The 22,581-nt window shown below is 69.5% G+C and carries 20 protein-coding genes; 10 read left to right on the forward strand and 10 right to left on the reverse strand.

What is annotated here, in order from left to right:
* Both lepA and QSK35_RS30840 read right to left on the reverse strand, forming a co-directional pair.
* The coding region (gene lepA / locus QSK35_RS30835; protein WP_285751085.1) for a translation elongation factor 4 at nucleotides 1-1,828 on the reverse strand (1,828 nt) is incomplete at its 3' end.
* Between the two features lie 345 nt (nucleotides 1,829-2,173).
* Nucleotides 2,174-2,986, reverse strand: a complete 813-nt coding sequence (locus QSK35_RS30840) for an AfsR/SARP family transcriptional regulator (protein ID WP_285751135.1) — start codon at nucleotides 2,984-2,986, stop codon at nucleotides 2,174-2,176.
* Between the two features lie 96 nt (nucleotides 2,987-3,082).
* Between QSK35_RS30840 and QSK35_RS30845 the strand changes: the two genes are divergently transcribed.
* On the forward strand, nucleotides 3,083-3,511 hold the full coding sequence (locus tag QSK35_RS30845; protein ID WP_285751086.1) for a type II toxin-antitoxin system PemK/MazF family toxin: 429 nt from the start codon (nucleotides 3,083-3,085) through the stop codon (nucleotides 3,509-3,511).
* Nucleotides 3,512-3,592: 81 nt separating this feature from the next.
* Nucleotides 3,593-6,232 (forward strand): alpha/beta hydrolase family protein, encoded by a 2,640-nt coding sequence (locus QSK35_RS30850; RefSeq protein ID WP_285751087.1) that lies wholly within the window; start codon nucleotides 3,593-3,595, stop codon nucleotides 6,230-6,232.
* Nucleotide 6,233: 1 nt separating this feature from the next.
* On the opposite strand, the gene QSK35_RS30855 is transcribed toward QSK35_RS30850, so the two are convergent.
* The 3 genes from QSK35_RS30855 to QSK35_RS30865 are packed head-to-tail and all read right to left on the reverse strand — an operon-like array spanning nucleotide 6,234 to nucleotide 9,664.
* Nucleotides 6,234-7,076 (reverse strand): transglutaminase family protein, encoded by an 843-nt coding sequence (locus QSK35_RS30855; RefSeq protein ID WP_285751088.1) that lies wholly within the window; start codon nucleotides 7,074-7,076, stop codon nucleotides 6,234-6,236.
* Nucleotides 7,076-8,020 (reverse strand): alpha-E domain-containing protein, encoded by a 945-nt coding sequence (locus tag QSK35_RS30860; RefSeq protein ID WP_285751089.1) that lies wholly within the window; start codon nucleotides 8,018-8,020, stop codon nucleotides 7,076-7,078. Before QSK35_RS30860 ends, QSK35_RS30855 begins: the two co-directional genes overlap by 1 nt.
* A gap of 9 nt (nucleotides 8,021-8,029) precedes the next feature.
* On the reverse strand, nucleotides 8,030-9,664 hold the full coding sequence (locus QSK35_RS30865) for a circularly permuted type 2 ATP-grasp protein (RefSeq protein WP_285751090.1): 1,635 nt from the start codon (nucleotides 9,662-9,664) through the stop codon (nucleotides 8,030-8,032).
* Between the two features lie 112 nt (nucleotides 9,665-9,776).
* Here QSK35_RS30865 and QSK35_RS30870 point away from each other — a divergent pair, with 112 nt between their 5' ends.
* The gene (locus QSK35_RS30870; RefSeq protein ID WP_285751091.1) at nucleotides 9,777-10,373 is read left to right on the forward strand and encodes a class I SAM-dependent methyltransferase; all 597 of its coding nucleotides are present in this window, start codon (nucleotides 9,777-9,779) and stop codon (nucleotides 10,371-10,373) included.
* Here the strand turns inward: QSK35_RS30870 and QSK35_RS30875 are convergent.
* Nucleotides 10,344-10,718 (reverse strand): VOC family protein, encoded by a 375-nt coding sequence (locus QSK35_RS30875; protein ID WP_285751092.1) that lies wholly within the window; start codon nucleotides 10,716-10,718, stop codon nucleotides 10,344-10,346. The genes QSK35_RS30870 and QSK35_RS30875 overlap by 30 nt on opposite strands.
* Nucleotides 10,719-10,737: 19 nt before the next feature.
* Between QSK35_RS30875 and QSK35_RS30880 the strand changes: the two genes are divergently transcribed.
* The 3 genes from QSK35_RS30880 to QSK35_RS30890 all read left to right on the forward strand — a co-directional run bounded on the left by QSK35_RS30880 (nucleotide 10,738) and on the right by QSK35_RS30890 (nucleotide 14,001).
* Nucleotides 10,738-11,307: a YdeI/OmpD-associated family protein gene (locus QSK35_RS30880; protein WP_285751093.1), complete on the forward strand. Its 570-nt coding sequence runs from the start codon at nucleotides 10,738-10,740 to the stop codon at nucleotides 11,305-11,307.
* Nucleotides 11,304-13,481, forward strand: coding sequence for a P-loop NTPase fold protein (locus QSK35_RS30885; RefSeq protein WP_285751094.1), 2,178 nt, complete (start codon nucleotides 11,304-11,306; stop codon nucleotides 13,479-13,481). Before QSK35_RS30880 ends, QSK35_RS30885 begins: the two co-directional genes overlap by 4 nt.
* Before the next feature lie 67 nt (nucleotides 13,482-13,548).
* Nucleotides 13,549-14,001: a hypothetical protein gene (locus QSK35_RS30890; RefSeq protein ID WP_285751095.1), complete on the forward strand. Its 453-nt coding sequence runs from the start codon at nucleotides 13,549-13,551 to the stop codon at nucleotides 13,999-14,001.
* 4 nt (nucleotides 14,002-14,005) lie between these two features.
* Here QSK35_RS30890 and QSK35_RS30895 read toward each other — a convergent pair whose 3' ends face one another.
* Genes QSK35_RS30895 through QSK35_RS30910 form a run of 4 tightly spaced genes read right to left on the reverse strand, consistent with a single transcriptional unit; the run spans nucleotide 14,006 to nucleotide 18,597 of the window.
* Nucleotides 14,006-15,349, reverse strand: coding sequence for a polysaccharide lyase 6 family protein (locus tag QSK35_RS30895; protein ID WP_285751096.1), 1,344 nt, complete (start codon nucleotides 15,347-15,349; stop codon nucleotides 14,006-14,008).
* On the reverse strand, nucleotides 15,346-16,692 hold the full coding sequence (locus QSK35_RS30900) for a polysaccharide lyase 6 family protein (RefSeq protein ID WP_285751097.1): 1,347 nt from the start codon (nucleotides 16,690-16,692) through the stop codon (nucleotides 15,346-15,348). The genes QSK35_RS30895 and QSK35_RS30900 overlap by 4 nt, the downstream gene beginning before the upstream one ends.
* Nucleotides 16,693-16,738: 46 nt before the next feature.
* On the reverse strand, nucleotides 16,739-17,170 hold the full coding sequence (locus tag QSK35_RS30905) for an NUDIX domain-containing protein (RefSeq protein ID WP_285751098.1): 432 nt from the start codon (nucleotides 17,168-17,170) through the stop codon (nucleotides 16,739-16,741).
* A gap of 11 nt (nucleotides 17,171-17,181) precedes the next feature.
* On the reverse strand, nucleotides 17,182-18,597 hold the full coding sequence (locus tag QSK35_RS30910) for an amidase (RefSeq protein WP_285751099.1): 1,416 nt from the start codon (nucleotides 18,595-18,597) through the stop codon (nucleotides 17,182-17,184).
* Nucleotides 18,598-18,674: 77 nt separating this feature from the next.
* Here QSK35_RS30910 and QSK35_RS30915 point away from each other — a divergent pair, with 77 nt between their 5' ends.
* The 4 genes from QSK35_RS30915 to rpsT all read left to right on the forward strand — a co-directional run bounded on the left by QSK35_RS30915 (nucleotide 18,675) and on the right by rpsT (nucleotide 22,556).
* Nucleotides 18,675-19,595, forward strand: a complete 921-nt coding sequence (locus QSK35_RS30915; protein WP_285751100.1) for an SPFH domain-containing protein — start codon at nucleotides 18,675-18,677, stop codon at nucleotides 19,593-19,595.
* A gap of 1 nt (nucleotide 19,596) precedes the next feature.
* Entirely contained in the window at nucleotides 19,597-19,800 is a 204-nt protein-coding gene (locus QSK35_RS30920; protein WP_285751101.1) for a type II toxin-antitoxin system antitoxin, read from the forward strand.
* A 120-nt stretch (nucleotides 19,801-19,920) separates the two neighbouring features.
* Nucleotides 19,921-22,167: a beta-glucosidase gene (locus QSK35_RS30925; RefSeq protein ID WP_285751102.1), complete on the forward strand. Its 2,247-nt coding sequence runs from the start codon at nucleotides 19,921-19,923 to the stop codon at nucleotides 22,165-22,167.
* 128 nt (nucleotides 22,168-22,295) lie between these two features.
* Complete coding sequence (gene rpsT, locus QSK35_RS30930; protein WP_285751103.1) at nucleotides 22,296-22,556, forward strand: 30S ribosomal protein S20; 261 nt, start codon at nucleotides 22,296-22,298, stop codon at nucleotides 22,554-22,556.
* Nucleotides 22,557-22,581 lie beyond the last annotated feature (25 nt).

A 22,581-nucleotide genomic window follows, 5' to 3' on the forward strand; every position in this document is an offset into this window, starting at 1 on the left:
TGCCCGACGAGTCTTCCGTGGACAGCGCGGCGACGAAGGCCTCCTGCGGCACCTCCACCCGCCCCACCATCTTCATCCGCTTCTTGCCTTCCTTCTGCTTCTCGAGCAGCTTCCGCTTACGCGTGATGTCACCGCCGTAGCACTTGGCGAGGACGTCCTTGCGGATGGCGCGGATGGTCTCGCGCGCGATGACGCGCGAACCGATGGCGGCCTGGATGGGCACCTCGAACTGCTGCCGCGGGATCAGCTCACGCAGCTTCGTGGCCATGCGCGTGCCGTACCCGTAGGCGTGGTCCTTGTGGACGATCGCACTGAAAGCGTCCACGGTCTCGCCCTGCAGCAGGATGTCGACCTTGACGAGCTCCGACATCTCCTCGCCGGACTCCTCGTAGTCCAGCGACGCGTACCCGCGCGTGCGGGACTTCAGCGAGTCGAAGAAGTCGAAGATGATCTCGCCGAGGGGCATCGTGTAGCGCAGCTCCACGCGGTCCTCGGACAGGTAGTCCATGCCGCCGAGCTGGCCGCGCTTGGACTGGCAGAGCTCCATGATCGCGCCGATGTAGTCGGACGGCGCGATGATGGTGCACTTCGTCACCGGCTCGTAGACCTCGGCGCGCTTGCCCTCCGGCCAGTCGGACGGGTTGGTCACGATGTGCTCGGCGCCGTCCTCCATGACGACGCGGTACACGACGTTCGGCGCGGTGGAGATCAGGTCCAGGCCGAACTCGCGCTCCAGGCGGTCCCGCGTGATCTCCAGGTGCAGCAGGCCGAGGAAGCCGCAGCGGAAGCCGAAGCCCAGGGCCGCCGAGGTCTCCGGCTCGTAGGTCAGCGCGGCGTCGTTGAGCTGCAGCTTGTCCAACGCCTCGCGCAGCTCCGGGTAGTCGGAGCCGTCGACCGGGTACAGGCCCGAGTAGACCATCGGGCGCGGCTCGCGGTAGCCCGCCAGCGGTTCCGAAGCGCCCTTCTTCTCGGACGTGACGGTGTCGCCGACCTTCGACTGACGGACGTCCTTCACGCCGGTGATCAGGTAGCCGACCTCGCCGACGCCGAGGCCGACCGACGGCTTGGGCTCCGGCGAGATGATGCCGACCTCGAGGATCTCGTGGGTCGCACCCGTCGACATCATCTTGATGCGCTCGCGGGGCGTGATCTTGCCGTCGACCACGCGGATGTAGGTGACGACGCCGCGGTAGGTGTCGTAGACCGAGTCGAAGATCATCGCGCGGGCCGGGGCGTCCGCCTCGCCGACGGGCGGCGGGACCTGCTTGACGACCTCGTTCAGCAGCTCGGCCACACCGAGGCCCGTCTTGGCGGAGACCCGCAGCACGTCCGACGGCTCGCAGCCGACGATGTGCGCGATCTCCTTCGAGTACTTGTCCGGGTCCGCGGCCGGCAGGTCGATCTTGTTGAGCACCGGGATGATGGTGAGGTCGTTCTCCATCGCCAGGTACAGGTTCGCCAGCGTCTGCGCCTCGATGCCCTGCGCGGCGTCCACCAGCAGCACCGCGCCCTCGCACGCCTCCAGCGCCCGCGACACCTCGTAGGTGAAGTCGACGTGGCCCGGCGTGTCGATCATGTGCAGGACGTGGTCCCGGCCGTCGACCTGCCACGGCAGGCGGACGTTCTGGGCCTTGATCGTGATGCCGCGTTCCCGCTCGATATCCATGCGGTCGAGGTACTGCGCGCGCATCGCCCGCTCCTCGACCACGCCGGTGAGCTGCAGCATCCGATCGGCCAGGGTCGACTTGCCGTGGTCGATGTGCGCGATGATGCAGAAGTTCCGGATCAGCTCCGGCGACGTGAACGTCTGGTCGGCGAACGTGCTCACTCAGATTCCTCGGGCAAGCGGGTGGGTGACCTTGCAATGGTCGCACGTCCACACCTGCGCCCGGCACGCAACGGCCTCCCCGGGACACCGGCCGGCGTCTCAGCGGGCGGAGACGTCTCGATTAGCGGTCGGACGAACGCGGGTGGCTAGCTTTCGCAAGTGGGACCGAAAATCGGGAAGGGGTCCTCATGCGAAAGACGTTGTCCGCCCTCATTCTGGTGGCCGCGACGCTTTCTGCCGGTGTCGCACCGGCCGTCGCCGAATCGAACGACGTGCACGTGATGTATTGGCAGAAACGTGGCAGCTACAGCGTGAAGAGCAGCTGCGACAAAGCACGCAACAACCTCATCGGTCTCGGTTATCCGCCGAGCTGGGTGAAGTGCGTGTACGAGAACCCATGGTGGGTCTGCTACCTCTGGGTGAAGTGAGCACCCGCTCGTCGCGCGCCAGGATCGCCTGCTCCAAGCGCTGGAGCTCGGTGCCCGGCTCGATGCCCAGCTCGTCGACGATCACCGAGCGCGCCCTGCGGTAGACGGCGAGGGCGTCGGCCGGGCAGCCGAGGCGGTACAGCGTGATCATCAACTGCCCGCACAGGCGTTCGCGCAACGGGTGCGCGGCGACCAGTTCCTCCAGCGCGTCGATGACGTCCTTGGCGGCGTCACGGGCCAGTTCGGCGTCGATGTAGTCCTCGTAGGCCCGCAGCCGGGCGGTCTCCAGCGCGACCAGCTCCGGCCAGTGGTAACCCAGCTCGGTCAGGTCCACCAGGGCCGGACCGCGCCAGAGGCCGAGCGCCGCGCGGAGGTGCTCGGCCGCCGAGTCGGCCTGTCCGTCCGCCAGCGCCGCCACGCCCTCGGCGGCGTACGCGCGAAAGACGGACAGGTCGACCACTCCCGGCCCGGCGCGCAGCGAGTAACCAGGCCGTTGGGTCAGCAGCATCGGCCCGAGCATCCGGCGCAATGACCAGACCATGTTCTGCATGATGTTGCGCGACGTCCTCGGCGGCCCTTCCGGCCACACGGCCTCGGTGATCCGGCTGGCCGGCACCACCTGGTTCACGTTCAACAGCAATATTCCGAGCAGTGCCCGCTTTTTCGCGCCACCGAGTTTCTGCACACGGCCGCGCATTGTGCATTCCAACGGGCCGAGCACCCGGAACATTATTTCCACGCCAGGCGACGCTAATGCCCGCCCTCGTTGCCAAAGTCCCGTGTGAGCGCAATCACGTGTTGACCTTCGATCTACTAGGATCCGCGCGTGCTTCAGAACGGTGAGGACCCCCGCCCGGCCAAGGGCGCGGTCCGGGAGATCTACGACGCGGCGGACGCCGTCAAGCTCGAGTACGAACCCGCGATGGACGGCGACGCCGATCCCGGCGAGGTCGTGTGGGCCTGGGTTCCCTTCGAGGAGGACCCCGCTCGCGGCAAGGACCGGCCGCTGCTGGTCGTCGGCCGCGCCAACGGTGACCTGGTCGCGCTGATGCTGTCGTCGAAGGAGCCGCGCCACGACTACGTGCAGCTGGGCGCCGGCGCGTGGGACCGCGAGGGCCGCCCGTCCTACCTGCGGCTGGACCGGGTGTTCGCGCTCGACAGCGATGACGACATCCGGCGCGAGGGCGCGGTGCTCGCGCCGGCCGCGTTCGGCCAGGTCGTCGACGCGCTGCGGGAGCGACACGGCTGGCGCTGACGCCCGCCGACAGTCGGTTGTGACGCACTGAGCGACGCCGCTAGAACTGGCTTGATCGTCAGTTCGATGGGGGAACATCGCATGCGTCTGCTCACCTTGTCCGTTGCCGCGCTGCTCCTGGCCGGTGTCGCCACACCGGCCGGGGCGGCGCCACCACCCGAACCGCCGACGGGGTGGAGCTATACCGGGTCACAGCTCGTCTGGACCGCGCCCGGCCCGGTGCCACCCGGCGGCGCCGCGGTCGAGTTCTGGGAGGGCGACCGGCTGCTCGGCCGCCCGCTGCCGTCCGCGGACCTGCGTTCGTTCACCCTGGACGGAGCCGAGATCAGCGGCGCCGGTGAGCTCCAGGTCCGGGCATCGGGCCGGCGGCTGGACGCCGAGGAACCGGTGCGGCCGACGAGCGCGCCGCCTCCCATCCCGGCACCGCTGCCCGCCGGCGAGGTGGACCCCGGCAAGCCCGGCCCGTTCCCCACTCGCACCGGCGAGTACGAGCTGGACCCGATCCAGGTGCCGGGATACGCGGCGCCGATCGAGATGCGCGCGGTGGTCGTCGCCCCGAAAGCCGCGCCCGGCGAACGGCCGCTCGCGCTGTTCCTGCACGGCAGGCACTACACCTGTTACGACGGCGACCACCCCACGATCGCGTGGCCGTGCACCGGGAACGAGCGGCCGGTGCCGAGCCACCGCGGTTACCTCCAGGCGCAGCAACTGCTCGCGTCCCAGGGCTACGTGACCGTGTCCATCTCGGCCAACGGCGTCAACGGACAGGACGCCGCCGATCCCGAGGCCGGAGCGGCGGCCCGGTCGGCGCTGGTCCGCGAACACCTGGCGAGGTGGGCCGGCTGGGCGGGCGCCGGGCGCCGGTCCGCGCCGGACATCGTGCGCACGGCACCGGCCGCCGACCTGTCGTCGGTCCTCCTCATCGGACACTCCCGCGGCGGCGAGGGCGTCAACCGCGCCGCCATCGACAGCATCAGCCCACCACCGGGCGGCGGCGCAGTCCGCTGGAAGATCCGCGGCACGCTGCTGATCGCCCCGACGATCTTCGGCCACAACCCGGCGCCGGACGTGCCGTCCGCGACCATCCTGCCCGGCTGCGACGGCGACGTGAGCGACCTGCAGGGCCAGCAGTACCTGGACGCGACCCGTGGTGTCAGCCGGGGCACCGCACTGCACAGCGCGCTGTACTTCGTGGGCGCGAACCACAACTTCTTCAACACCGAGTGGACGCCGGGCCAGGCGGTGGCCCCGGCGTTCGACGACTTCCCGCCCCAGTCCGGCGACGCGGTGTGCGCACCGGGCAAGCCCACCCGGCTGACCGCGACACAGCAACAGACCGCGGGCGCGACCTACATCGCGGCGGCCGCACGCCTGTTCCTCCGCGGCGACCAGCGCGTGTTGCCGTTGCTCGACGGCTCGGGCGTGCGCGCGCCGTCGGCCGGCCCGGCCCGCGTGCTGAGCCACGCCGTTGGCGGGGCGCGGACCGCGTTCGTCGTCCCGGACGACACGACGACGGCGAGCGGCAGTGCGCGGATGTGCGACCAGGTTCCCGCCAGCGCCACCACCGGCTGTGCGGACGGCGGCAGCTGGCGCACATCACCGCACTTCAACAGGTTCCACGGCATGGCACCGGAATCGGGCCGGCGCGCCGCGGCACTGAGCTGGTCCGCGGAGGGGGTGCCCGCGGTCGTCCGTCCCGGCCGGCCGGTGTCGCTCGCCGGGTCGCGCGATCTGGCGCTGCGGTTGATCGTTCCGCCGAACACCACCGGCAACCGCTTCGACGTGGCGATCATCGACACGAACGGCCGGCGCGCGCAGCTCGGCACGGTGCCGCTCGACGGTCTGCCCGCCACGGAACGCCTCTCCGCCAGGTGGGCACAGGAGGTTCGCGTTCCGTTGTCACGGACGGTCGATCTGGGCGCGGTCGCCGCGCTCGAACTCATCCCGCGCACCGCGAGCGGACAGGCCTGGCTCATCGACGCGTACGGGTGGGACAAGGGACTGCAGGCTCCGCACCCCGCCCGGCTGCCGCGGGTCGACGTGGGCACGTTGACCGTTGAGGAAGGCGACTCCGGTACGCGGACCGTCGAGGTTCCGGTCTCCGTCACGGGCGACGGCCCCGGCGCGGTGCGCCTGTTCGTCAGTGACGAGAAGGGCGCGTTCACCGAGCACATCGCGACCGTCCAACCGGGACAGCACACGATCGAAGTCCCGATGCGGGTCACCGGCAACACCCGGTGGGGTCGCGACCGCCGGCTCGGCGTGCTGGTCAAAGCCGTTCAGGGCACGGTCGTGGGCGGCCACACGGGCGGCCTCACCGTGCACGACGATGATCCGGAACCCACGCTCACGGTCACCCCGATCACCGACCGGGTCACCGAGGGCGGCGTGCTGAAGTGGCGCGTGACGCTGTCCGCCGCGGCCGACGACGCCGTCTTCCGGATCGCCGCACCGCTCGCGCCCGGTGGTCCCGAGCTGTCGAGCACCGACGTCGACGCCCGGTGGTTCCGGCAACGCGCCCACGGGGAGGATCCGCTGCCGTCCCGCCCGCTGTCCGCGACGACGCTGCAGGCGGGCGTGTACATCCCGCCGGGCGAGCTGAGCGCGGAGGTCACCGTGCCGACGGTCGCGGACGCCGAAACTGAAGCGGCCGAACAGGTCCGGCTGCGGCTGGCCCGCTACGACGCCGAGCTGACGGGCACGGTGACCGACCCCGCCTGAGTCAGGCCAGGCGGGTGATCTCCACGGTCACCTCCAGCGCGGACGCGGCGCCGCCCGAGTAGATCCCCTTGAGCGGCGCCACGTCGGCGTAGTCACGGCCCAGCGCGACCCATACGTGCCGCGGCCCGACCGGGATCGCGTTGGTCGGGTCGTAGCCCCACCACCCGCCCGTCCACGCCTCGATCCACGCGTGCGACTCGCCGCGCACGGTCTCCCGCAGCGCGCCGTCCTTCTTGGTGTGCAGGTATCCCGAGACGTACCGCGACGGAATCCCCATGGCGCGCAACAGCACCAGCGTGAGGTGCGCGAAGTCCTGGCAGACGCCCTTGCGTTCCCGCCACGCGTCGACCGCCGAGCTGTGCACGCCGGTGCTGCCCGGCTGGTACTTCAGCTGCTCCCACACCCACTGCGACGCGTCCAGCACAGCGTCCGCGGGTGTCTTGCCCTTCTTCAGATCGCGCGCGACGGACTGCAGCTCGCGGTTGCGCGGCGTGTAGAGCGTCGGTTCCAGGAACTCGGTGTAGCGATCGACCAGCGCCTCGGCCTTGACGTCCTGCCACGACCCGGTCGTCACCGGTTCGATCTCCGCACCCGTCTCCACCACGGACGACGCGACGACCTTGAGCTCCTTGTGCGGGGCGTGCAGGTCGAACGACGTGACCTCGGTGCCCCAGTAGTCGGTGTACCGGTAGGCACGGGTCGCCGGGTTGGTCTCGACGCGCGACACCACGACGTTCTGCCGCCGGTCGCCGCGCGGTGTCAGCCGGGCCTCGTTGTAGGACTGCACGACCGGCGTCTCGTAGCGATAGCCCGTCGTGTGAACGACCCTGACGCGCCACGACATCAGACCACCTCAGCGTTCGTCCAGGCGACCCACGGCGCCGAGTGGAAGTACTGCTTGGACACCGCGTCGCCCACGTCGCGCACGGTCTTCTGCAACGCGCCCAGCCGGCGTGGCAGGTCCTCCAGCAGGTCGTGCGGGCGCAGGAACTCCAGGTCGCTGCGGGCCCGGCCGAGCAGGCGCAACGCCTCCGCGCGTGCGCCGACGCGGACCGACGGCTGGTGGTCGAGCTGCTCCAGGCACGACTCGGCCTGCCGCAGCGCGTGGAAGACCGAACGCGGGAACAGCCGGTCCAGCAACAGGAACTGCACGACGCGGCCCGCGTCCAGCGCACCCCGGTAGGTGCGCAGGTACGTGTCGTGCGCGCCGGCGGACCGCAGCACCGTCACCCAGCCGGGAGAGGACGCCTTGTCACCGACGCGCGCGAGCAGCAACCGCACGATCATGTCGACGCGTTCGACAGAACGTCCGAGCACGAGGAAGCGCCAGCCGTCGTCGCGCGACATCGTGGAGTCCGCGAGACCGGCGAACATCGCCGCACGTTCCTCGACGAACGAGAAGAACGCGTGCGGGCCCATCGTGCGGGCGTAGCGCTGCCGTTCCGCGACGGCGTTCCACATCGCGTTGAGGCACTCCCACATTTCGGTCGAGACGACCTCACGGGCACCGCGCGTGTTCTCTCGCGCGCTGTTGACCGACGCGACGATTGAGGCGGGATTGTCCTTGGAGTACGCGACGAGCTCGGTCAGCGACCACACGTCGAACTGCGCGCCCTCTGGCGGTGTGATGCCCAGGACGTTGAGCAGCTGCCGCGACGTGCGGTCAGGATCGACCGTCGCGTCCTCGAGCAGCTGGTGGACCGAGACGTCGAGGATGCGCGCGGTGTCGTCCGCGCGTTCGACGTAGCGGCCGATCCAGTAGAGGGACTCCGCGTTCCGTGCCAGCATGTCGTCCCCTCACTGCTGCTGTTGCTGTTGTTGCTGGGACGTCGTGAGCTCCGGGCCCTGTTCGGCCGCGAACGCGTCCATGCCCGCGGAGGCGGCCAGGCCGGGTTCGGCGAGCTCACGTTCCACAGTGGACGACTTGGGCGCGAGCACCCAGGTGTCCTTGGAACCGCCACCCTGCGAGGAGTTCACGACGAGGCTGCCCTCCGGCAGCGCCACACGCGTGAGGCCACCCGGCAGGACGAAGACGAAGTTGCCGTCGTTGACCGCGAACGGCCGCAGGTCGACGTGCCGGGGCACCAGCTTGTCGCCGACCTTCGTGGGCACCGTGGACAGCTGCACGACCGGCTGCGCGATCCAGCCGCGCGGGTTGTTCTTGATCCGCTTGCGCAACGCCGTCAGCTCCTTCGCCGACGCGTCCGGCCCGAACACGATGCCGTAACCGCCGGAGCCCTCGACCGGCTTGAGCACCAGCTCGTCGAGCTTGTCCAGCACGTGCGCGCGCTCCTCGGGCAGCCAGCAGCGGAACGTGTCCACGTTGGGCAGCAACGGTTTCTCGCCCAGGTAGTACTGCAGGATCTCGGGCAGATAGGTGTAGACGAGCTTGTCGTCCGCGACGCCGTTGCCCACCGCGTTGGCGATGACAACGTTGCCCGCCCTGGCCGCGTTGAGCAGTCCGGCGATGCCGAGCACCGAGTCCGGCCGGAAGTGCACCGGGTCCAGGAAGTCGTCGTCGATGCGCCGGTAGATCACGTCGACCTGGCGTTCGCCCTCGGTGGTGCGCAGATAGACGAGGTTGTCGCGGCAGAACAGGTCGCGTCCCTCGACGAGCTCGACGCCCATCTGCCGCGCGAGCAGCGAGTGCTCGAAGTACGCCGAGTTCGCGAGACCCGGCGTGAGCACGACGACGTTCGGGTCGGCCGCGTTCGGCGCCGCGGCGTTGCGCAACGCCCGCAGCAGGTGCACCGCGTAGTCACCGACCGCGCGCACCCGGTGCCGGGCGAACAGGTCCGGGAAGACGCGCGCCATCGTGCGGCGGTTCTCCATCACGTAGGACACCCCGGACGGGCAGCGCAGGTTGTCCTCCAGCACGCGGAACGTGCCCTGCTCGTCACGCACGAGGTCCACGCCCGCGACGTGGATGCGGACGCCGTTGGGCGGGTTGATCCCGGCCGCCTCGCGGTGGAAGTGCTCGCATGACGTGATGAGCCGGCGCGGCAGCACCCCGTCGCGGATGATCTGCGCGTCGCCGTAGATGTCCGCGAGGAACATCTCCAGCGCGCGGACCCGTTGGACGATGCCGCGTTCCAGCTTCGTCCACTCCGACGCGGTGAGCACCCGCGGGATGAGGTCGAGCGGGAACGGCCGTTCCTGCCCGGACAGCGAGAACGTGATGCCCTGGTCCACGAACGCGCGCCCCAGTGCCTCCGACCGTGCGGTCAGATCGGCCACCTGGGAGGGCGCGATGGACTCGTACAAAGCCTTGTAAGCCGATCGCACGCCGCCGTTCTCGGCGGTGAACATCTCGTCGTACGCGCCTGCGTGCGGACGCTTCGGATCGAGATACCCGTTGAACAGCTCACCGAGGCGAGGCGCCGCGACCGTGCGGCTCCTGCGCAGTTCCGAAGTGCGAACTCGGCGTTCCATGGTCGACATCTTCACCCCGATGAAGGGTCCAGCGCACTACCCCGAGCGGAGAGAACCCGATTTCAGGGCATTCCCCGATGCGAGTGGCCGTGAGTGGTGGTGCCCTGGAGTCATGACGAATGCGCTGATGAAGGTGTTGGACCAGACGTTCGCCCATCCGTCGGGCCGGCTCGGCGAACTGGGCGGCAAGCTGATGGCGCGGATGAACGCCCCGGTCGAGGAGCAGGTCGTGTCCCTCGCCAAGCCCGCCGCCAACGAGACCGTCCTCGTCATCGGACCCGGACCGGGCGTCGGCCTGCGCGCCGCGGGCACCAGGGCCGCGCTCGCGATCGGCGTCGACCCGTCCGAGACGATGCTCACCGAGGCGCGGCACCGCTGCGCCGACCTCATCGCCGACGGCCGCGTCCAGCTCCGCCACGGCACGGCGGCCGCGACGGGCCAGGACACGGCGTCCGTCGACGTGGTCATCTCGGTCAACAACGTGCGCTTCTGGGAGGACCGCCGCGCCGCGTTCGCGGAGCTCGCCCGCGTGCTGCGGCCGAACGGCAGGCTCGTCGTGTCGATCACGCGCTGGATGCTGCCGATCACCGACCACGAGCTGGTGCAGGAGGCGCTCGCGGCGGGCTTCTCCGACGTGAACGTGGCGCTGCAGCGGTTCCCCGGCCCGGCGCCCGCCGTGCTACAGCTCACTGCGCGAGTCAGCCCGTAGCGGGTGGTCGTCGGGGACCTGGACGAGCACGATGTGCCGCCCGTCCGGGTCGATGAGCCACGCCTCGCGCAGCCCCCACGACTCGGTCTTGGGTGGCCTGATCAGGTGCTCCTCGAGCTCCTTGGCCGCCAGGTCGACGTCGCGGACCTGCAGCCACAGCTGCGTGGCCTCGGTCGGGGCTTCCTTGGCCTTGCCCGACACCTCGAGGAAGCCCTGACCGAGGAAGAACACCGTGCCGCCGGGGAACTCCCGGTAGATCGCGAGTTTCAGCTCGTCCCGATAGAAGGCGGTGGTCTCCGCCGGATCGGCCGACCTGATCAGTATCCGGCTGCTCAGTATCTCCATCTTGGGCATGATGCCCCGCATGGAGCCGAAGTTCTTCCCGACGCCCGCTGACTTCCGCTTATGGCTGAGCGCTCATCACTCGTCGGCGTCCGAACTGCTCGTCGGTTTCTACAAGAAGGACAGCGGCCGGCCGTCCATCACGTGGCCCGAGTCGGTGGACCAGGCGCTGTGCTTCGGCTGGATCGACGGTGTGCGCCGGTCGCTGGGGCCGGACGCGTACACGATCCGGTTCACGCCGCGGAAGGCCGGTTCGCACTGGTCCAACGTGAACATCGCGCGGGTGGCTGAACTGCGTGCCTCGGGGTTGATGACGCCCGCCGGGCTGGCGGCGTTCGAGGCGCGGTCTCCTGAGAGGTCGGGGCGAGCGTCCTTCGAACAGCAGGACGTCGCGCTGCCCTCGTCGTTCGTCGCCGAGTTTCAGGCGGCGGCGGGTGCGTGGGAGTTCTGGTTGGCGCAGCCTCCGGGGTATCGGAAGACTGCCACCTGGTGGGTGATCAGCGCCAAGCGCGAGGAGACGCGGCGCAAACGTTTGGCGACGCTGATCGAGGATTCCGCGAACGGGCTGCGGATCAAGGAGTTGCGCCGATGAGCCAGCGGTTCGTGCCGAAGGGCGGTGGCGGCAGCGACGAGCGCGACGACTCCGACGTCCCGGTCGCGCGGCTGGAACGCGAGTTCTCCATGCTGCCGATCGCCGATGTCGACGACCTGATGCGAGCGCTGGAAGGTCAGCAGATCCAGGTCCTGCCCGGACCGGCGGTCTCCGTGCGTGACGTGTTCGGCCGGGCGCAGCTCGAAACCTCGGGCGAGCCGCCGGTCCCCGTGACGGGACGGCAGGGCCACACCACCCCGTTGTCCGCGGTCACCTCCTGCTACCTCCCCGACGGGCGGACGGTGCTCGTGTCCGCGAGCGAAGGCGGCACGATCCGCCTGTGGGACGCACGCACCCAGGCCGCGCTGCGGGTGGCGGTTCCCGGCGACGCGACGCGTGCGGTCGTGGCGTTCGCGGGACCGGGCGGCTGGCCTTGGATCGCCTCCGGCGGTGACGATGGCAAGGTCCGGTACTGGGATCCCTACCTCGAGCCGCGCGCCCGCCTCGGCCAGGTGGTCACCCGCGGCCTGAGCGACCGGGCGGCCGAGGTGGACCTGCTGGGCCGCGGCGAGTTCACCAGGGCGCTCGGCGACACCCTGCGCAAGCCCGGCACGACCGAGGACTCCGGGCCCGCGGTGATCACGGTCGAAGGCCCGTGGGGTTCGGGGAAGAGCACGGTGCTGAACCTCGTGGCCGGGCAGTTCGGCCGTCCGGTGTTCATCCCGCCGAAGCTGCGGAAACTGACCGTGGCGGCGGCCGATGCCCTGTTGCGCAGCAACACGCCGCCGCCCGAGCTGCCCGCGGCACAGCCGGAATGGATCGAGGCGGCCGGCGAGATCGTCGTCACGTTCAACCCGTGGCAGTACCAGTCGAGCGACCAGGTGTGGGCCGGGCTCGCCCGAGCGATCACCCAGGCCGCGGAACGCGTGCTGGTTCCCACCGCCCTCAGGCGCGAGCGATATTGGTTCGGCTACAACGTGATCCGGGTCGATCGCCGGCATCTGCAGCGCGAGCTCTGGAAGCGGATTCTGTCGCCGTTCCTCAAGGTCGGCGTGCTGGGGCTGGGGCTCTCCGTGGTGTCCCAGCTCGCGAAGTGGCCGGTCCCGTTGCCCGTGCTCCTGGCGATTTCGGTGGCGCCGCTGGCTTTCGGGCTGCTGCACACGGCGGCGCGCTACCTGTTCGCGCGCGCGTCGGCGTTCCTGCCGGGCGAGCTCTTCGCCGGACCCGTGGCGTTCGCCGGTTCCACACCGGATCCGGTGGTCCGCGATCCGTACTACCAGGCCCGCTCCGGCTACCTGTACCTCGTGCAGCACGATGTCCGCGCGGTGCTGAAGGACCTCGAAGCCAGGGGACACCAGCTCATCGTCCTGATCGACGACCTCGACCGCTGCACGCCCCGCACGACCGCGGAGGTGTTCGAGGCGATCAACGTCTTCCTGTCGGGTGCGATGCCGCGCGCCAGGTTCGTCCTCGGCCTCGACCCGACGGTCGTCGCGTCCCATGTGGATCACGCCTACCGCGAACTGGCGGACGCTCGGGTGGTCACGCACCCCGACGACCCGAGCCCCGGCTGGACGTTCCTGCGCAAGCTGGTGCAGCTCCCGATCCGGCTGCCGCTGACCACCGAGGACAGCATCGGCCGCCTGCTGGACGGTCAGCTCGGCCCGGTCGACCAGCCGCACACGACCGGCATCGCCAGACCCCGACGACGCGAGCCGCGGGTGGGCGAGCCGCAGGTGGGCGAGCCCACGACCGTCGCTGCTCCGCCGAAGTCCGTGGACGAAGTCGTAATCGCCATCGAGCGGGATTCGAAGGTGCGGGAGGAACTGCACCGCAGGCTCGCCGCGCAGCCCGAGCACTCGGTGCGCGAGGAGAAGCGGCTGATCAACGTGTGGCAGTTCTACCTGCGCGTGCTCGCGTCGTCGGACGCCGAGCAGGCGTGCCACCTCGTGTCGGTGGCGGAGGTCGTCACGCGGTGGCCCGCCTACCAGCACCTGCTGCGCGGCCACTGGCGTGAGCTGGCCGAGGTGGTGGACGACGACGTGGCGTGGGGCGCTCTGGTCGCGAAGATCGGCTTCCGGCGGGAGGACGAGCGCGCGGCGAAGAACATCCGCGCGCTCCTCCAGGACTGCGACGCCGAGGCCGTCGCCGCGCTGGCCGACCGGCTCCTCTGATCCGTGCAACAAACCGGCGGGTCCGGACGTCTCAGACCGGTTGGCCTGAGTACCTGAGGAGTCGCCGATGACCGGCAACGACAAGAGTTACCGCTGGGTGCTCGCGTTCACCGGGCTCGCCATGTCGATCGTGGTGCACTTCGTCGCCATCCCGCTGCTGCCGACGGCGTTCAAGCTCGCGCTCGACCAGGGGCGAACCGGCACCTACGTCGTGGCGGACGATCCGGCATGTCGCAAGGCGACCTGCCGCACCGACGCGGGCACGTTCACGAGCGACGACGGCACCATACGTCGCGTAGGCGTCCGCATCTCGAGCAATCTGCCCAAGCCGCCGTACAAGGGCGACCGGATCCGTGTGGTGGATGTCGGAGACGCCGAGGTTTACCCGGACGACGGAGAACCGATATGGCTGTATCCGATCCTCATCACGCTTGTGACGTTCGGCGTGACGGTTCTCGCGTTGACGCTGTTGTGGCCCAGCCGGAAGAAAAGGCGGGACCGGCGCACCGGCCCCGCCTGAACCGTCAGGGCGCGTACGGGCCGACGTCCGCCTTCGTCAACGCCTTGCGCGACACCGAGCCGCCGAACTCGTCCGCGCCGACGTCCAACTTGCCGGTGCGGGAGTGCGGGTCGAAGTCGGTGGTGACGTACGGATACGCGCCCACCGCGGCGTCGATCGCCGGACTGCCGGCCGACAGGTGCAACAGTCCGTTGGCGTCCCGCGCCAACCGGGGATCGGCCGAGCGGTAACCGTTGGACGGCATGGCACCGCCGGTGCCACCCCAGATGATGTTGCCCTCGTACTTCACGATCGAGCCGCTGTGCATGCTCACCAGGCCACCGGAGCCCTGGATGACGTTGTTCGCCAGCACGCAGTCCTTCGGCTTGAACGGACCGCCGTCGCTGTCGACCACCGGCCCCGCGCCCAGCAGCGTGTTGAACGCCACCGTCACGCGGTCCGGCCGGTCGTGCAGCTTCGAGGTGGGCCCGCTGTCCGCCTCCTTGCCGGAACCGAACACCATCGCCCTGTCCCTGGTGTTCTCGACGTAGTTGTTGACGATCTTGTGGTCGTTGCCGTGGAACCGGATGCCGGTCTGGAACAACACGTTGCCGTCCACCAGGGTGCGGTGGCCGTGCCGCAGCACGAGGAAACCCCTGCTGTCCCGGATCGTGTTGTACCGCACGACGTTGTCCGACGACTTCACCGAGATCGCCTCGGCGTCGCCGTTCGCCTTCTCGAAGAGGTTGTGCTCCAGCAGGGTGTTGGCGGAGTTCTGCTGCCGGTCGCTGTTGCCGATCCGGACCGACTCACCGCCGTTGCCGCCGTTGAACCTGTGGTTGAAGAAGTAGTTGTGGTGCGCCCACGTCCGCTTCGCAATGCCGCGCGGCGGGCCGCCGACGTGCAGGTACACGCCCTCGTTCGTCCGGTTCTGGAACGTGTTGTGGTCGACTTCGACGTCGTCTCCGTTGACCTCGATCCAGCCGCCCGCGTCGTCCGGGATGACCGGCACGTCGATCTCGAGGTTGTTGCGGGTGATCCGGATCTTCCTCGCATCCACCGGGACGCTGAGCCTGCCCTTGTGCCGCAACGTGAAGCCCTCGATCACGACGTCGCTCACGCCCGAACCGAACACGAAGCCCGCGGACCCGCGGATCTCGGCCTTGCCGACGTGTGCGGCGGCGACCGTGATGCCGGACTTGCGGATCGTGATCGCCTTCGTGGACGTGTAGACGCCGTCCGCCAGTTCGATCCGGTCACCGGGCGAGGCGTTGTCGATCGCCGTCTGCAATGCGGCGAGGCTGGTGACCGGCGCACCGGCGGGCACGGCGATCACCATGCCCGCCAGCAGCAACGCGACCGCGATCATGGCGCGCTCGGGCCGACGTCGGCCTTGGTCAGGGCCTTGCGCGACACCGAGCCGCCGTACTCGTCGGCGCCCACGTCGAGCTTGCCCGAGCGGTCGTGCGGGTCGAAGTCCTTCGTGACGTACGGGTACAGGCCCTGCGCCGCGTCGATCGCGGGGCTGCCCGCGCCGAGGTGGTACAGGCCGTTGGCGTCACGGACCAGCTTCGGGTCGACGGACTTGTAGCCCGACGCCGGAATGCTGCCCGCGGAGCCACCGAACACGATGTTGCCCTCGTACTTGACCGTCGAACCCTGGCGGATGTCGGTCAGGGTGCCCGTGCCCTTGATGATGTTGTTGGACACGATGCAGTCCTTGGGCAGGTACTTGCCGCCGTCGCTGTCGATCACCGCACCGGTGCCGAGGACGGTGTTGAACGCGACCGTGACGCGGTCTGGGCGGTCGTGCTCCTTGGACGTCGGCCCGCTGTCGGCCTCACTGCCCGAACCGAACACGATGGCGCGGTCGCGGGTGTTCTCCACGTAGTTGTTGATGACCTTGTGGTCGTTGCCGTGGAAGCGGATGCCGGTCTGGAACAGGGCGTTGCCCTCGACGACGCTGCGGTTGCCGTGCCGCAGCACGATGAAGCCGCGGCTGTCGCGGATCGTGTTGTAGCGGACGATGTTGTCCGACGACTTGATCGAGATCGCCTCGGAGTCGCCGTCCGCCTTCTCGAACAGGTTCAGCTCGACGATCGCGTTCGCGGACTTCGACTGCTTGTGGCTGTAGCCGAGCCGGATCGACTCGCCGCCGTTCGAGCCCTTGAACTGGTGGTTGTAGAAGAAGTTGTGGTGGATCCACGAGCGCTTGGCGATGTCGCTGCCGGGCCCGGTGATCTGCAGGTACACGCCTTCGTTCGTGCGGTTCTGGAACAGGTTGTGGTCGATCTGGACGTCGTCGGCGCTCACCGAGAGCGACGCGCCGGACTTGTTGCCCGTGTAGGTGTTGCGGGTGATGCGGGTGGCCTTCGCCTCGGGCGGCACGGACATGCCGTCGTTGTTGTCGAAGACGAAGCCCTCCACGACGACGTGCCGCACCTTGCCGAGCTTGATGGCCGACGAGCCGGTGAGCACCACGCCGCCGGTTCGTTGCGCGGCGAGGGTGACACCGGGCTTGTTGATCGTGATGGTCTGGTCCGTCAGCCGGACGCCGTCCGCGACCTCGACCCGTTGGCCGGGCCTCGCGGAGTCGATCGCCGACTGCAGCGCCGACGCGCTGGACACGTGCACGACAGCGGCCGTCGCGGGTGTCTGGACGAGGAAGGACAGGAGAACAGCCGCGCTGAGCGCGACGCAGGGACGGTTCACGCCAACTCCCCACAGAGGATCAGGTAGTTGGCGGCGGTACCCAAAGCTACCGCAGGATGCCTGCGGGTGGGCTAGTGCGAAAGAGCCCGAGTGCCACGTCGAGGGATTTCACGCGCTTCAAATGTGGCACTTCGGCCAGGTCGAACCATGCTGCGAGGTCCGTGCTCCCGTCCGTCTCATTTCGCAATTCGCCACCAACGATCCGGACCTTGTAGAAGATCCGCAACGCGTGGTAATCGCGATCCGGCTCCTCGCGGTGCTCGGAGTCGATGCCCAGCAGCCGTTCGACCTCGACGTCGAACCCCGTCTCCTCCTCCAGCTCGCGGATCACCGCGTCGTGCGGGTGCTCGCCGTGGTCGATGCCGCCGCCGGGCAGGATCCACAACTTCTCGTCCGGGCCGAGCCACCGCGCCAGCAGGATTCGTTCGTCCTGGACACACACGCCGTACGCCGCCACCCGCTGCCGCTGGACCTTCATGCCTGCAGAGCCTAGAAGGCGGGCGGCGTGCGGAGGTGCCAATCGGTGATGTCCTGATAGGCCGCCGCCAGCGAGGCCAGCCGCTGCTCGGTGCGCGGCGGTCCGACCAGCTGGGCGCCCAGCGGCATGCCGGAGGCGCTGAAACCGCAGGGAAAGGCGATGGCGGGCAGTCCCGCGACGCCGGCGGGCACCGTGAACGCCATCAGCACCGCGACGAGCGGCAGACCGTCGATGTGTTCGGCGCCGTGGGGCAGTTCGGGCACCGGCACCGTCGGCATGAGGATGGCGTCCACGCGCTCGAACAGCGTCGCGTACTCGCGCTTGATCGCCGCACGCACCCGTTGGGCGTGCAGGAAGTCCGTGACCGGCACGGCCCGGCCGACCTCCAGGAAGGTCTCGATGTCGGCCGCGAAACCGCCCTGGTGGTCCCGGAACTGGGCGGCGCCCTCCGCGAACTGCAGCACGGACGCGACCGCTCCCGTGATCTCCAGCGACGGCAGCTCGACGGGTTCGATCTGAACGCCCAGCGCACGCATCCGTTTCAGGGCGTCGGCGATGTCAGGGTGCTCGACGACGCCGAGCCGGACGACCCCGGTGTCGATCCGCCGCAGCGGCTCCTGTTCCCCCAGCAGAACCTGGAGCAGCAGCCAGCAGTCCGCCGCGCTGCGCGCCATCGGGCCCACCGTGTCGAACGACGGCGCCAGCGCCATGACGCCATCGCGCGGCACCAGGCCGTGCGTCGGCCGGATCGCCGTGGTGCCACAGAACGCGGACGGCAGACGCAGTGACCCGCCGGTGTCCGTGCCGAGTGCGGCGGGCACCTGCCGGGCGGCCAGCGCGGCCGCACTTCCGCCGGACGAACCCGAGGTCATCCGGGCGGGGTTCCACGGGTTGCGGCTGTGCGGAGTGGACACACCGGCCGCGATCTCGTGCGTCGCGGTCTTGCCGACGAGAATGCCGCCCGCGGCCCGGATTCTCGCCACCACCGTCGCGTCCCAGGGCGCCATGCGGCCTGCGTACACCGCGCTGCCGCGTTCGGTCGCGAGGCCGTTCGTGTCGATCAGATCCTTGACGCCGAAGGGAATTCCGTACAGCGGGCCGCTCGGCCACGCGCCGTCCGCGACGCCCGCCTGTGCCCGTGCCGCGTCCTCGGCGAGCCGGACGAACGCGCCGATGACGTGATCGGTCTCGTGGATGCGAGTGAGACAGGCATCCACCAGTTCCAGCGGGGAGATCTTGCCTTGGCAGATGGCCGCCGCCGCTTCGAGCACGCCGAGCTCGCACGGCTCGACGTCCCGTATCGCGACCGGCAACGGGTCGCCGGACGGCAACAGCCGCGCTTCGGGTTCCGGTGCGTCGTCGGCGCCTTCGACACCGGCGAGGAGCTCGATGGCTCCGGCGAGCAGGGCGCGCGCGACGTCGATCACACCGCAGACCCTACTTGGCGCCGCGCCGAAAAAAGTGATATCACTTAGCTAGTCATTCGATAGACAAAGGGGGCGCCATGAGCGCGACGACGGACAGTGTGGTTCGGATGCCCGCGCCGGTCGTACGGGAACGGAAGGCCAACGACCTGCCGGGGATCGCGATGTTCTTCGCGGGACTGGCGGTGATCGCGGCCGGGGGCTGGATGTTCGCGACCGCCGTGGGCGACGGCTCGGACCCGGAGCCGGGATTCGCCGTGTTCGGCATGCTGGTCGTCATCGCGGGCGTGATCGTGCTGCGCGGACTGTTCACGGTCGCGCCGGGTGAGGCGCGCGTCCTGCAGTTCCTCGGCCGCTACGTGGGCACCGTCCGCTCGGACGGTCTGCGGTGGGCGAACCCGTTCACCACGCGCGAGAAGATCTCGACGCGGATCCGCAACCACGAGACCGCGACGCTGAAGGTCAACGACGCCGACGGCAATCCGATCGAGATCGCCGCCGTGGTGGTGTGGCAGGTCGAGGACACCGCGCGGGCGCGGTTCGAGGTCGACAACTTCGTGAAGTTCGTCGGCATCCAGACGGAGACCGCGGTGCGGCACATCGCGACCAGCTACCCGTACGACAGCCACGAGGAGCACGGCCTGTCGTTGCGGGAGAACGCGGACGAGATCACCGAGACGCTGTCGATCGAGATCGCCGCGCGCGTCGAGTCGGCCGGCGTGCGGGTGATCGAGTCGCGGCTGACCCACCTGGCGTACGCGCCGGAGATCGCCCAGGCCATGCTGCAACGCCAGCAGGCGGGCGCGGTCGTGGCGGCCCGCACCCGGATCGTGGAGGGAGCGGTGGGCATGGTGGAGCTCGCACTGGCCAGGCTGGCCGAGCAGGAGGTCGTGGAGCTGGACGAGGAGCGCAAGGCCGCGATGGTGTCCAACCTGCTGGTCGTGCTGTGCGGCGACCGATCGACCCAGCCCGTCGTCAACACCGGGTCGCTGTACACCTGAGATGGCGGACCGAAAGAGCGTTCTGCTCCGGCTCGACCCGGCCGTGCACGACGCGCTGACCCGGTGGGCGAACGACGAGCTGCGCAGCACCAACGCGCAGATCGAGTTCCTGCTCCGGCGTGCGCTGGCCGACGCGGGACGGCTGCCCAGCGAGGCGAAACAGCAGCCTCGCCGGGGCAGGCCGCCCAAGGGGCAGACCGGCTGACGTGCCGGTTCACCTGCATGAAACCGCTTCCACAAGATTTCCTCCTTTCGGTCCTGTCGGGTGCGTCCGGCCCCACGCCAAGGTGGGTCCGGGCGCCCGGACCGTGGAGGAGAGTTCGCGATGTTTTCCCGCAGGCGCGCCTTGTTCGGCGTGCTCAGCGCAACCGTTCTGATCACCTCTTTGAGTCAGGCCGGCGGCCAGGCGTCCGGTCTCGAGACCTACCGCGACGCCTCCGCTCCGGTGGACCGGCGGGTGGACGACCTGCTCCGGCGGATGACGCTGGAGGAGAAGGCCGGGCAGATGACGCAGATCCGCGTGGGCAAGCTGCGCGGTGACTGCCAGTACGCCAACGGCCCGTTGCGCGACGACTGCATGAAGACCGTGCTGCAGGACGCGCACGTCGGGTCGATCCTGTCCGGCGGTGGCGACTTCCCGGTGGAGAACACGCCGCGCGCGTGGGCCGAGACCACCAACGCCATCCAGAAGTTCGCTCTGGACCACGGCCGGCTGAAGATTCCCGTGCTGTACGGCGCGGACGGCGTGCACGGCCACTCGAACGTGGTGAGCGCGACGATGTTCCCGCACCAGATCGGCTTGGGCGCGACCTGGGACCCGGCACTGCTGGAGCAGCTCGGGCAGTCGACGTCGCGGGCGATGCGCGCGACCGGCGTGTTCTGGAACTTCGCCCCCGTGTCCGACGTCGCCCGCGACACCCGCTGGGGTCGTTACTACGAGACGTACAGCGAAGATCCTTACCTGGCCGGGACTCTGGCCGCCGCCAACGTGCGCGGGCAACAGTCTCATGTGGACGACACGGCGCAGCTGACCGCCACCGCCAAGCACTTCGCGGGCTACTCGCAGCCGTTGAACGGCCACGACCGCTCCCCCGCGCAACTGCCGGTGCGCCTGCTGCAGGACACCTTCCTGCCGTCGTTCCAGGCGCAGTTCGACGCCGGTGTGCGCACCGTGATGATCAACTCCGGGGCGGTCAACGGCGTGCCCGTGCACGCGTCCCGGTTCATGCCGCAGACCGAGCTGCGCGAGCGGATGGGCTTCAAGGGCGTAGCGGTCAGCGACTGGCAGGACATGCGGTATCTGGTCGACCGCTACCACGTGGCGCCGGACTACCGTGCGGCGATCGCGCTTTCGGTGAACGCGGGTGTCGACATGGCGATGGAGCCGTCCAACGCCGGCGAGTTCACCTCGTTGCTGCTGGAGAACGTGCGCAGCGGTGCGGTCTCGCGCGGGCGGATCGACCAGGCCGTGCGGCGGATCCTCCGGTTGAAGTTCGACCTGGGTCTGTTCGAGAAGCCCTTCGTCGATCCTTCCAAGGCGAACGCGATCGTCGACGGCGCGGATCGTGCGCTGGCTCGCTCCGCTGCCTCCGAAGGCACGGTGCTGCTGAAGAACGACGGCGTGCTGCCCCTGTCTTCTGGGGTCCGCAAGCTCGTGGTGACCGGTGAGACCGCCGACGACGCCCGCCGCCAGCTGGGCGGCTGGACCGTCGAGTGGCAGGGCGTGCCGGACGGCTACCCGATCCCGCCTACCGCGACCGTGCTGCAGGGCATCCGCGAGGCTGTTCCTGCTGCTTCGGTCGTGCACGCTCCTACCGTGCCGTTGGCTGTCGCTGAGGCCGCTTCCGCGGACGCGGTGATCGTCGTGCTGGGCGAGAAGCCCGGTGCGGAGGGGCCGGCCGACACCGAGAACCCCGCACTGACCGTTGAACAGCAGGCATGGGTGGACGCGGTCCGCGCGACCGGCAAGCCCGTGGTCGTGGTGCTGCTGACCGGCCGCCCGCAGGTGCTCGGGTCAGTGCTGGGGGCGAACGCCCTGGTCGCCGGCTGGCTGCCAGGATCGGAAGGCGGCCGCGGCATCGCGGACGTGCTGTTCGGCGCCGTCAACCCGTCCGGTCGCCTGCCGGTGTCGTGGCCGAAGGTCGTCGGCGACCAGCCGATGTCCTACGACCAGCTGCCCGGCGCCAACGGCGGCCCGTCGTCCAAGTACGACCCGGCGTTCGCCTTCGGGCACGGCCTCAGCTACACCACTTTTGCCACGTCGGGCCTGTCGGCGTCGGCCGGGACGGTCCGGTTCAGCGTGGCCAATACGGGCTCTCGCGCAGGCACCTTCATCGCGCCGGTCTACGTACATCAGCCGGTCAGCCCGGTGCTGGCGCCGGAGAACCGCCTGGTCGGGTTCGCCCGCGTGACGCTGGCCCCAGGCGAGAAGCGCGACGTTTCGGTGACGTTCGACCTTCGCCAGCTGGCCGTGACCGTCGGCGACGTGGACGCGTCCGGCAAGCGAGAGGTGCCGCGCGGCTCCTACGAGGCTGTGGTGGGCGACGCACGGGCCGGATTCGTGGTCCGCTGAGCTGCCCTGATATCCTTCCTCGGTCGTGCCGCGCGGCGCTCCGTCGTGGAGGAGAACCGCCCGTTTCGCGGGTGGTGCCGAATAAGCGCGGTACGAAACTCCGGTTTCGAACAGACAAGGGTATTCGCATGGCGAACATCAAGTCCCAGCTCAAGCGGATCAAGACCAACGAGAAGGCGCGCCTGCGCAACAAGGCGGTCAAGTCTTCCCTGAAGACGGCGATCCGCAAGTTCCGTGAGGCTGCCGAGGCCGGGGACAAGGACAAGGCGCTCGAGCTGCTGCAGGACGCGTCCCGCAAGCTCGACAAGGCCGCCACCAAGGGTGTCATCCACCCGAACCAGGCCGCCAACAAGAAGTCGGCGATGGCCCTGCGCGCCAACCAGCTCTGAGTTTCCTGAGCTTCTGAAGGGCGTC

This window comes from Lentzea sp. NBRC 105346, assembly GCF_030269605.1.
In the GTDB taxonomy this organism is placed as follows: domain Bacteria; phylum Actinomycetota; class Actinomycetes; order Mycobacteriales; family Pseudonocardiaceae; genus Lentzea.

Bases quoted from the DNA above. Each gene is read 5' to 3' on its own strand.
- QSK35_RS30840 (WP_285751135.1), bottom strand. From the start codon at position 2,986: ATGTTCCGGGTGCTCGGCCCGTTGGAATGCACAATGCGCGGCCGTGTG.
- QSK35_RS30850 (WP_285751087.1), top strand. From the start codon at position 3,593: ATGCGTCTGCTCACCTTGTCCGTTGCCGCGCTGCTCCTGGCCGGTGTC.
- QSK35_RS30855 (WP_285751088.1), bottom strand. From the start codon at position 7,076: ATGTCGTGGCGCGTCAGGGTCGTTCACACGACGGGCTATCGCTACGAG.
- QSK35_RS30860 (WP_285751089.1), bottom strand. From the start codon at position 8,020: ATGCTGGCACGGAACGCGGAGTCCCTCTACTGGATCGGCCGCTACGTC.
- QSK35_RS30865 (WP_285751090.1), bottom strand. From the start codon at position 9,664: ATGGAACGCCGAGTTCGCACTTCGGAACTGCGCAGGAGCCGCACGGTC.
- QSK35_RS30870 (WP_285751091.1), top strand. From the start codon at position 9,777: ATGACGAATGCGCTGATGAAGGTGTTGGACCAGACGTTCGCCCATCCG.
- QSK35_RS30875 (WP_285751092.1), bottom strand. From the start codon at position 10,718: ATGGAGATACTGAGCAGCCGGATACTGATCAGGTCGGCCGATCCGGCG.
- QSK35_RS30880 (WP_285751093.1), top strand. From the start codon at position 10,738: ATGGAGCCGAAGTTCTTCCCGACGCCCGCTGACTTCCGCTTATGGCTG.
- QSK35_RS30885 (WP_285751094.1), top strand. From the start codon at position 11,304: ATGAGCCAGCGGTTCGTGCCGAAGGGCGGTGGCGGCAGCGACGAGCGC.
- QSK35_RS30890 (WP_285751095.1), top strand. From the start codon at position 13,549: ATGACCGGCAACGACAAGAGTTACCGCTGGGTGCTCGCGTTCACCGGG.
- QSK35_RS30895 (WP_285751096.1), bottom strand. From the start codon at position 15,349: ATGATCGCGGTCGCGTTGCTGCTGGCGGGCATGGTGATCGCCGTGCCC.
- QSK35_RS30905 (WP_285751098.1), bottom strand. From the start codon at position 17,170: ATGAAGGTCCAGCGGCAGCGGGTGGCGGCGTACGGCGTGTGTGTCCAG.
- QSK35_RS30915 (WP_285751100.1), top strand. From the start codon at position 18,675: ATGAGCGCGACGACGGACAGTGTGGTTCGGATGCCCGCGCCGGTCGTA.
- QSK35_RS30920 (WP_285751101.1), top strand. From the start codon at position 19,597: ATGGCGGACCGAAAGAGCGTTCTGCTCCGGCTCGACCCGGCCGTGCAC.
- QSK35_RS30925 (WP_285751102.1), top strand. From the start codon at position 19,921: ATGTTTTCCCGCAGGCGCGCCTTGTTCGGCGTGCTCAGCGCAACCGTT.
- rpsT (WP_285751103.1), top strand. From the start codon at position 22,296: ATGGCGAACATCAAGTCCCAGCTCAAGCGGATCAAGACCAACGAGAAG.